This window comes from Janthinobacterium sp. 1L-D-8-B-C4 (genome assembly GCF_057291295.1).
Genome location: NZ_JBXAVX010000001.1, coordinates 430,377 through 439,263 on the forward strand (window position 1 = coordinate 430,377; position 8,887 = coordinate 439,263).

Consider the following 8,887-nt stretch of genomic DNA (forward strand, 5'->3'; position numbering starts at 1 on the left):
GTTTGAGGCATCCTGGTCAAATTCTCGCGTGCTGGCGGCCGTGGCGCTCAAGCAGAACGATGTGATGGCCGGCGTGAGGCGCTTTTTCTGACGTGGCTTTTTTACCTGGCGCTGGCCACTTCTGTCTGATTCTCCGGCGCCTGCCAGCCGCCGCCCAGCGCCCGGTAAGTGGCCACAGCCGCGCGCGCCGACGCCGTTTGCGCCTGCGTGCGCGCGTCGGCCGCGCGCAGCAGTTGGCTTTCTGCCTGCAGCACGTCGATGCGGCTGGTCACGCCCTTGTCGTAGGCGGCCAGCGCGGCGGCGCGGGTGCGCTCAAACGCTGCCACGCCTTGTGCCAGAAAGGCCGCCTGTTCTTCATGCCGCAGCAGTGCCGAACAGGCGTTTTCCACGTCTTCGGTGGCGCGCAGCACGGCCAGCCGGTAGGCCGCCAGCAGCTCGGCTTCCCGGCCCCGGGAAGCGTCGATCTGCGCGTCGATGCGGCCGAAATCGAACAGGCGCCAGCGCAGGCCCAGCACGCCGGCGGCCTGGCCTGAACCGCTGCCGAACAGGGCGCCGCCGGCAGTGGCGCTGCCAAGCAGGGCGCCAATATCGAATTTCGGGTAGTACTCGGCCACGGCCGCGCCGGTGCGCGCGCTGGCGGCGGCCAGACGCCGTTCGGCGGCGATCAGGTCGGGCCGGCGCCGCAGCAGCTCGCCCGGCGCGCCGCCTGCCGTGATGCGCGGCGCGGCCGCCAGCACGCCGGCGGCGGCCATTTCCGCACCGTAGGTGCCGGGCGCCGCACCCAGCATCACGTCCAGCGCATGCAGCGCCACCTCGCGCGCCGTGTCGAGGCCAGGCACGACGGCGCGCGCCTGCGCCAGCGCCGCTTCGGCCTGGCGCAGCGACGGCTCGTTCACCAGCCCCTTGCCATGTAACAGGGTGGCGATCTGCAGCAGCGCCGCCTGGGTCTCGACTTGTTTGCGCGCCAGTTCCAACCGCGCCTGCAGGCCCTGGACCGCCAGGTACAAGTCGGCCGTTTGCGCCGCCACCGCCAGCCGCGTCGCGGCCCATCCCGCTTCGATGGCGGCATAATCGGCACGCGCCGCTTCGCGTTCGCGGCGCAGGCCGCCGAACAGGTCGAGTTCCCACGACGCTTGCAGGTTCAGTTCGCGCGCGCTGCCGGCACGCTCATAGCCTGGCGTGGCGTTCAGCACCTGGCCCAGCGGCGTTTGCACCGATTGATAGGCGCGCGCCGCCTGGCCGCCAAGGCTGGCCGATGGCAGCAGCGCGGCGTCGGCCGCACCGATGGCGGCGCGCGCCTGGCTGACTTTGGCCTGCGCCTGCGCCAGATCGAGGTTTTGCGCCAGCGCCACGGTTACCAGCCGCGTCAGGCGCGGATCGCCGAATGCCGTCCACCACTGCCGCAGTTCGGCGGCGCTGTCGTCCCTTGACTCGCCCAGCGCCGCCTGGTGCAGATAGCTTGCCGCTTGCGGCAGTTCGGGCCGGCGGTAATCCGCGCCGGTGGTGCAGCCGGCGGCCAGGCCGGCGGCGATCATCAGGAAGGGGAGGCGCAGGCGTGGCAGTGGCATGATGGTCATCCAGTTCAAAAGAAATAAAATGTGACTATAATACATATTGGTCACTTATTGTGAATTCTGGCGCGGCGCGTTAAGCTGTCGCCATGAATCCGACCACACCCGACACACCCACCCCTGCGCGCGGCCCCGCCGGCCATGACGTGCGCGACCAGATCGTCGCCGCCGCCACCGATTACTTCAGCCGCTACGGCTATGAAAAGACCACCGTCTCCGACCTGGCCAAGGCGATCGGCTTTTCCAAGGCCTATATCTACAAGTTCTTTGAATCGAAGCAGGCCATCGGCGAGCATATCTGCGCCAACTGCCTGCGCCAGATCGAAACCGAAGTGAGAAACGCGGTGGCGGCGGCCGGGCGGCCGCCAGAGCAGCTGCGGCGCATGTTCAAGACCAGTGTCGAGGCCAGCTTGCGGCTGTTTTTCCAGGACCGCAAGCTGTACGATATCGCCGCCTCGGCCGCTACCGAGCGCTGGCCGTCCGTGCTGGCCTACGAGCTGGCGATGGGCGATTTGCTGCAGGATATCTTGCAGCAGGGGCGCAAGACGGGCGACTTCGAACGCAAGACGCCGCTCGATGAGACGGCCAGCGCGATCTACCTGGTGATGCGTCCCTACGTCAATCCGCTGCTGCTGCAGCACAGCTTCGACACCAGCGAAACAGCGGTGGTGCAGCTGTCGAGCCTGGTGTTGCGCAGCCTGTCGCCATAATCACTTTGTCAATATGTGACCATTGACTTATTTGGTCACTAGTACCAGAATGAGAACCCTGATCAATTCGTTCACAGGATTCTTATGCACTGGCGCCGCCTCGCTTCATCTGTAGTCATCTCCGCCTTGCCGCTGGCCCTGGCCGCCTGCGCCGACAAGGCGCAGGCCGATCCGCGCACCGCCACGCCGCTGGTGCGCGCCGTCGCGGTGCAGGGCGCCGAATCGGGCGCGCGCAGCTTTACCGGCGTGGTCGCGCCGCGCGTGCAAAGCGACCTGGCTTTTCGGGTGGCCGGCAAGGTGCGCGAACGGCTGGTCGACGCCGGCCAGGCCGTGCGCCGTGGCCAGCCATTGATGCGCCTCGATGCCGACGACCTGCAGTTGCAGGCGCAGGCGCGCCAGGAGGCGGTCATGGCCGACCGCGCCCGTGCGCGCCAGGCGGGCGACGAGGAAGCGCGCTACCGCGACCTGCGCGGTACCGGCGCCATTTCGGCATCACAGTACGACCAGGTCAAAACGACGCTGGACGCGGCCAGTGCCCAGCTGAAGGCCTCCGAAGCGCAGGCCGAAGTGGCGCGCAATGCGCTGCGCTACGCGGTGCTGCTGGCCGACGCCGACGGTGTCGTGATGGACACCCTGGCCGAACCTGGCCAGGTGGTCGCCGCCGGGCAGGTGGTGGTGCGCCTGGCCCAGGATGGCCGGCGCGAAGCGGCGATCCAGCTGCCGGAAACCCTGCGTCCCGCGCTGGGGTCGACCGGCCAGGCCACGCTGTTCGGCCGTCCGGGTGCCGGCGTGCCGGCCACGCTGCGCCAGCTGTCGCAGACGGCGGACCGGCAGACGCGTACTTTCGAGGCGCGCTACGTGCTCGATGCGGCGTTGTCGAACGCGCCGCTGGGCGCCACCGTCACCTTGCGCCTGGCCGGCGGGCCAGCTGGCGGCGCCAGCGTGCAAGTGCCGCTGGCGGCGCTGCATGACGCCGGCAAGGGGCAGGGCGTGTGGGTGATCGGCGGCGCTCCGGCGCAGGTTAGCTGGCGGCCGGTCAGGGTGCAAAGGCTGCACCAGGATGGCGCCGATGTGGATGGCCTGAAGGCGGGCGAGCGCATCGTCGCGCTGGGCGCCCATCTGCTGCACCAGGGCGAACAGGTCAGGGTCGAGCAGGCGCCGCTGGTCGAACTGGCCGCCGGCGCCGGGGCGCGTCCATGAGCGCGGGCGGCTTCAACCTGTCGGCGCTGGCCGTGCGCGAGCGCTCCGTCACCCTGTTCCTGATCTGCCTGATTTCCCTGGCCGGCCTGCTGTCGTTCTTCAAGCTGGGGCGGGCGGAAGACCCCGCCTTTACCGTCAAGGTGATGACCATCGTCACCGCCTGGCCCGGCGCCAGCGCGCGCGAGATGCAGGACCAGGTGGCCGAAAAGATCGAAAAGCGTCTGCAGGAACTGCGCTGGTATGAACGCGCCGAGACCTACACCACGCCCGGCCTGGCCTTCACCACCTTGACGCTGCTCGACGGCACGCCGCCCGACCAGGTGCAGGCCGAGTTTTACCAGGCCCGAAAAAAAGCCGGCGACGAGGCGGCCAATTTGCCGGCCGGCGTGATCGGCCCCATGATCAACGATGAATACGCCGACGTCACGTTTGCCCTGTACGCGCTGAAAGCGCGCGGCGAGCCGCAGCGCCTGCTGGTGCGCGAGGCGGAAACCCTGCGCCAGCGCCTGCTGCACGTGCCGGGAGTGAAAAAGGTCAATATCATCGGCGAGCAGGCCGAACGCATCTATGTGGAGTTTTCGCAGGAGCGCCTGGCCACCCTCGGCGTGCGCGCGCAGGATGTGTTCGCCGCGCTCAATGGCCAGAACGCCCTGACGCCGGCCGGCTCGGTCGAAACGCGCGGGCCGCAGGTGTTCATTCGCCTCGACGGCGCGCTCGACGCGCTGCAAAAGATCCGCGACACGCCGGTGGCGTCGCAGGGGCGCACCCTGGCCCTGTCCGATATCGCCACCGTGCGCCGTGGCCAGGAAGACCCGGCCAGTTTCATGGTGCGCAATGGCGGCGAGCCGGCGCTGCTGCTGGGCGTGGTGATGCGCGACGGCTGGAACGGGCTGGACCTGGGCAAGGCGCTGGACAGCGAAGTGACGGCCATTGGCGCCGCCATGCCGCTGGGCATGAGCCTGGCCAAGGTCACCGACCAGGCCGTCAATATCGGCGCGGCGGTCGACGAATTCATGCTCAAGTTCCTGGCCGCGCTGCTGGTGGTGATGCTGGTGTGCTTTGTCAGCATGGGCTGGCGGGTCGGCATCGTGGTGGCCGCCGCCGTGCCATTGACGCTGGCGGTGGTGTTCATCGTGATGGCGGCGACCGGCAAGAACTTCGACCGGATTACCCTGGGTTCGCTGATCCTGGGCCTGGGCCTGCTGGTGGACGACGCCATCATCGCCATCGAAATGATGGTGGTGAAAATGGAGGAGGGCTACAGCCGCATCGCCGCCTCCGCCTACGCCTGGAGCCACACGGCCGCGCCCATGCTGGCCGGCACGCTGGTCACGGCGGTGGGCTTCATGCCGAACGGCTTTGCGCGTTCGAGCGCCGGCGAATACACCAGCAATATGTTCTGGATCGTCGGCATCGCGCTGATCGCCTCGTGGGTGGTGGCGGTGGTGTTTACGCCCTATCTCGGCGTGAAACTGCTGCCCGAACTCAAACAGGTCGCCAGCGGCCACGAAGGCTTGTACGATACACCGCGCTACCACCGTTTTCGCCGGCTGCTGGGGCGCGTGATCGCCGGCAAGTGGCTGGTGTTCTGCACCGTGATCGGCCTGTTCGTGCTGGCGGTGCTGGGCATGGCCATCGTCAAGAAGCAGTTTTTCCCAGTCTCGGACCGCCCTGAAGTGCTGATCGAAGTGCAACTGCCATATGGCAGCGCGATCGGGCAGACCAGCGGCGCGGCCGCCAAAGTCGAAGCGTGGCTGGCGCGCCAGAGCGAGGCGAAGATCGTCACCGCCTATGTGGGCCAGGGCGCGCCGCGCTTCTACCTGGCGATGGGACCGGAATTGCCCGACCCGTCGTTTGCCAAGATCGTTGTGCGTACCGACAGCCAGCAGGCGCGCGACGCCCTGAAACAGCGCCTGCGCGTGGCGGTGGCCGCCGGGCTGGCGCCCGAGGCGCGCGTGCGCGTGACGCAACTGGTGTTCGGCCCGTATTCGCCGTTTCCGGTCGCCTACCGGGTCAGCGGCCCGGACCCCGAGGTCTTGCGCGGTGTCGCCGGCCAGGTGCGGCAGGTAATGCAGGCCAGCCCGATGATGCGCACCGTCAATACCGACTGGGGCACGCGCACGCCGACCCTGCATTTCAGCCTGCAGCAGGAGCGCTTGCAGGCGATGGGATTGACCTCCGCCGCGGTGGCGCAGCAGCTGCAGTTCATGCTCAGCGGCGTGCCGGTGACCGCCGTGCGCGAAGATATCCGCACGGTGCAGGTGATGGCGCGCGCGGCCGGCGACGTGCGCTTTGACCCGGCGCGCATCGCCGACCTGACCCTGGCCGGCGCCAATGGCGAACGCATCGCGCTGTCGCAGGTGGGCACCGTCGAGGTGCGTTCGGAGGAGCCCGTGATGCGCCGGCGCGACCGCCAGCCGACCATCACCGTGCGTGGCGACATCGCCGACGGCCTGCAGCCGCCCGACGTCTCGGGCGCCATCACGGCGCAGCTGCAAGCCATCATCGACAAGCTGCCGGCCGGCTATCGCATCGAGCAGGCCGGCTCGATCGAGGAATCGGCCAAGGCGACGCAGGCCATGCTGCCGCTGTTTCCCATCATGCTGGCATTGACCCTGCTGATGATTATCCTGCAGGTGCGCTCGATCTCGGCGATGGTGATGGTGTTCCTGACCAGCCCGCTGGGCCTGATCGGCGTGGTGCCGACCTTGCTGCTGTTCCAGCAGCCATTCGGCATCAATGCGCTGGTTGGCCTGATCGCGCTGTCGGGTATTTTGATGCGCAATACGCTGATCCTGATCGGCCAGATCCACCAGAACGAGGCGGCCGGCCTGGCGCCGTTCGATGCCGTGGTTGAAGCGACGGTACAGCGTGCACGGCCCGTGATACTGACCGCGCTGGCGGCCATCCTCGCGTTTATTCCGCTGACGCATTCGGTGTTCTGGGGCACGCTGGCCTATACCTTGATTGGTGGTACTTTTGCCGGCACGGTGCTGACCCTCGTGTTCCTGCCGGCGATGTATGCGATCTGGTTTCGCATACGGCCGCAGGCAAGGGCGCTGGCGCAGTCCTAGACTGGCGCGGCAGGAGCGGCAGCGGCGTGCGCCAGGCGGGCGCGCCGCAGTTCCGCCCACTCGATCAGCGCCTGCATCGACGGTCCCAGCGCCTGGCCGATCTCGCTCAAGGCGTATTCCACCCTGGGCGGCACCTGGGCGTAGACCGTGCGCACGACGATGCCGTCCTTTTCCAGCTGCTTGAGCTGCTGGATCAGCATTTTCTGGTTGACGTCCTCGATCAGCCGCTCCAGGTCGGAAAAGCGCAGGGGCGCCTTGGCCGCAAACAGCTGGCACAGGATGATGATCTTCCATTTGCCTTCGAGGACACGCAAGGTCTCGGTGGTGGCCTCGGCCCAGTCGCGGCGATTTTGCGGATCGCCACAATTCCATTCCCGTGGTTCTGCCATGATATGTGGGTTACTTACTTTTTGGTGGGTACTTCCTATTATTGCATGAGCCACCTAAAATCGCAGCATATTGAGTTATCTGGAGCTAGTAAACATGAAGATCGGCATTATTGGGACGGGAAATATCGGCGCCACACTGGCGCGCAAGCTGCTGGCCGCCGGCCATGCGGTCAAAGTGGCCAATTCCGGCGGCGTCAAAGGCGTGCAAAGCCTGGCCGACGACATGGGAGCGGAGCCGGCCGACGTGCATGGCGCCGTCGATGGCGTGGACGTGGTGGTGCTGGCCATTCCGCTGCCGGCCATGGCCAGCCTGCCGGACGACCTGTTCGACGCGGTGCCGGCGCAAGTTGCCGTGATCGACACCAGCAACTATTACCCCGGCATGCGCGACGCGGCGATTGCCCAGATCGATGCCGGCCTGGCCGAAAGTGTCTGGGTGGCACGCCAGCTGGGGCGTCCGGTGGTCAAGGCTTTCAACAATGTGCTGGCGCACACCCTGGCCGCGCTGGGCCAGCCAGCGGGCACGCCGGGCCGCCTGGCGATTGCAGTCGCCGGCGATGACCCCATGGCCATGCAGACGGCGATGATCCTGGTCGACCAGGCCGGTTTTGACGCGGTCGATGGCGGCACCCTGGCACAGTCCTGGCGCCAGCAGCCATGCACGCCCGCCTATTGTTGCGATCTCGATGCGCCGGCCATGACAAAGGCGCTGGCTGCGGCGGTACCTGGCAAGGCGCGGGCGATACGCGAACAGATGCCGGCGCAGTTCGCCCAGCTGGGCGCGCACCCAGGCCATGACGACATCGTCGCCATGAACCGCCGTCTGAACATCTAGGCCCCGGCCGCGTCCTGCCGGTAGCGCGCCGGTGGCAGTTCGAACTGGGTCTTGAAAAAGCGGGTGAAGGCGCTTTGCGAGGAAAAACCCAGGCGGTCGCTGATTTCGGCCACGCTGAGCGTCGTTTCGCGCAGCAGCCGGCGCGATTCGCGGCTTTTGGCGCGCAGCTCGAGCGCGCGAAACGAGGTTTGTTCCTGCTGCAGTTGGCGGCGCAAGGTCCAGCTGTTCATCGCCAGGCCGTCGCACAGGGCCGGCAGCAGCTTGGCGCCATCGGCTGCTGCGCCTTCCTGCCGGCCCAGCAGGTCGATGATGGCCTGCTCCACGCGCGCGGAAAACAGCTGCGCGCCCTGCAGGCTTTGCAGCTGCGCGTGGGCGTGGCGCAGCGCGTGCGGCGCCAGGGTAGCGTTGAACTGGCCGAACGGGAGATCCAGCGCGGGCGCCCGGAAGCGCAGGGTATTGCGCGCCTGGCCAAACGTGGCGGGCGCGCCGAAGCACTCGGAGATGGCGTGCGCAAAGCGCGGTGCGGCGCCGCAAAAGCCGGCCTGGAATACGCTGGGCGTGCCCTGGTCATAGGCGCGCGTGACCAGGGACAGCATGCGGAAATTGGCCAGCGCCTGCATGGCGCCGCCGGCCGGGCAGAACTCGGACAAGTACTCGATTTCGATCGCGTGGCCGTTCTCGCTCATCAGCATGAAATCGAACTGGCCGATCAGTCCCCGCAAATGCAGGAACTCGTTCAGCGCGCCGCGCAGGGTGGGGCGGTTGAAGCAGACGTGGGCCATGCCCGAAAAATGCGCAAACCAGTGCGTGACGTCGAGGTCCAGTATGCCGCGCTGTGGCGGCAGCTGATGCGCATAGCTGACCATGCGGCGGTGCCGCTCGGCACTGATGCGCCCGCCAGGTTCGTCCAGCTGCGTCTGGTTGATGCCCGTATGGCGGAAAAAACTGGCAGGATCGTGGCCATCGGCCAGCATGGCGCGCGCGCATTGCTGCGCGATCCGGTTGGAAACCGTGCGCGTGTCGGGTTTGTGCATGGCGTCTCCAGTTCTGCGAACTTGTAGTAATTTTTCACAAATACTAGCACTTTTGTTGGAAAGCGATGTTGTAT

The 8,887-nt window shown here is 67.2% G+C and carries 7 protein-coding genes; 4 read left to right on the forward strand and 3 right to left on the reverse strand.

Annotation, left to right across the window (positions count from 1 at the left end):
- Positions 1 to 101: 101 nt before the first annotated feature.
- Positions 102 to 1,577: an efflux transporter outer membrane subunit gene (locus tag AC0Z42_RS02040; protein ID WP_485466558.1), complete on the reverse strand. Its 1,476-nt coding sequence runs from the start codon at positions 1,575 to 1,577 to the stop codon at positions 102 to 104.
- A gap of 83 nt (positions 1,578 to 1,660) precedes the next feature.
- On the opposite strand from AC0Z42_RS02040, the gene AC0Z42_RS02045 reads away from it, so the two are divergent.
- The 3 genes from AC0Z42_RS02045 to AC0Z42_RS02055 all read left to right on the forward strand — a co-directional run bounded on the left by AC0Z42_RS02045 (position 1,661) and on the right by AC0Z42_RS02055 (position 6,555).
- Positions 1,661 to 2,281 carry a TetR/AcrR family transcriptional regulator gene (locus AC0Z42_RS02045; protein WP_485466559.1) on the forward strand — a complete coding sequence of 207 codons (621 nt, stop codon included), beginning with the start codon at positions 1,661 to 1,663 and terminating at the stop codon, positions 2,279 to 2,281.
- An 84-nt stretch (positions 2,282 to 2,365) separates the two neighbouring features.
- Entirely contained in the window at positions 2,366 to 3,481 is a 1,116-nt protein-coding gene (locus tag AC0Z42_RS02050) for an efflux RND transporter periplasmic adaptor subunit (RefSeq protein ID WP_485466560.1), read from the forward strand.
- Positions 3,478 to 6,555 carry an efflux RND transporter permease subunit gene (locus AC0Z42_RS02055; RefSeq protein ID WP_485466561.1) on the forward strand — a complete coding sequence of 1,026 codons (3,078 nt, stop codon included), beginning with the start codon at positions 3,478 to 3,480 and terminating at the stop codon, positions 6,553 to 6,555. Before AC0Z42_RS02050 ends, AC0Z42_RS02055 begins: the two co-directional genes overlap by 4 nt.
- Here AC0Z42_RS02055 and AC0Z42_RS02060 read toward each other — a convergent pair.
- The gene (locus AC0Z42_RS02060; protein ID WP_485466562.1) at positions 6,552 to 6,944 is read right to left on the reverse strand and encodes a winged helix-turn-helix transcriptional regulator; all 393 of its coding nucleotides are present in this window, start codon (positions 6,942 to 6,944) and stop codon (positions 6,552 to 6,554) included. The two genes, AC0Z42_RS02055 and AC0Z42_RS02060, sit on opposite strands and share 4 nt — an antisense overlap.
- Before the next feature lie 70 nt (positions 6,945 to 7,014).
- Between AC0Z42_RS02060 and AC0Z42_RS02065 the strand changes: the two genes are divergently transcribed.
- Positions 7,015 to 7,779, forward strand: coding sequence for an NADPH-dependent F420 reductase (locus tag AC0Z42_RS02065; RefSeq protein ID WP_485466563.1), 765 nt, complete (start codon positions 7,015 to 7,017; stop codon positions 7,777 to 7,779).
- Here the strand turns inward: AC0Z42_RS02065 and AC0Z42_RS02070 are convergent.
- Positions 7,776 to 8,813 (reverse strand): helix-turn-helix transcriptional regulator, encoded by a 1,038-nt coding sequence (locus tag AC0Z42_RS02070; protein ID WP_485466564.1) that lies wholly within the window; start codon positions 8,811 to 8,813, stop codon positions 7,776 to 7,778. The two genes, AC0Z42_RS02065 and AC0Z42_RS02070, sit on opposite strands and share 4 nt — an antisense overlap.
- Positions 8,814 to 8,887: the final 74 nt, after the last annotated feature.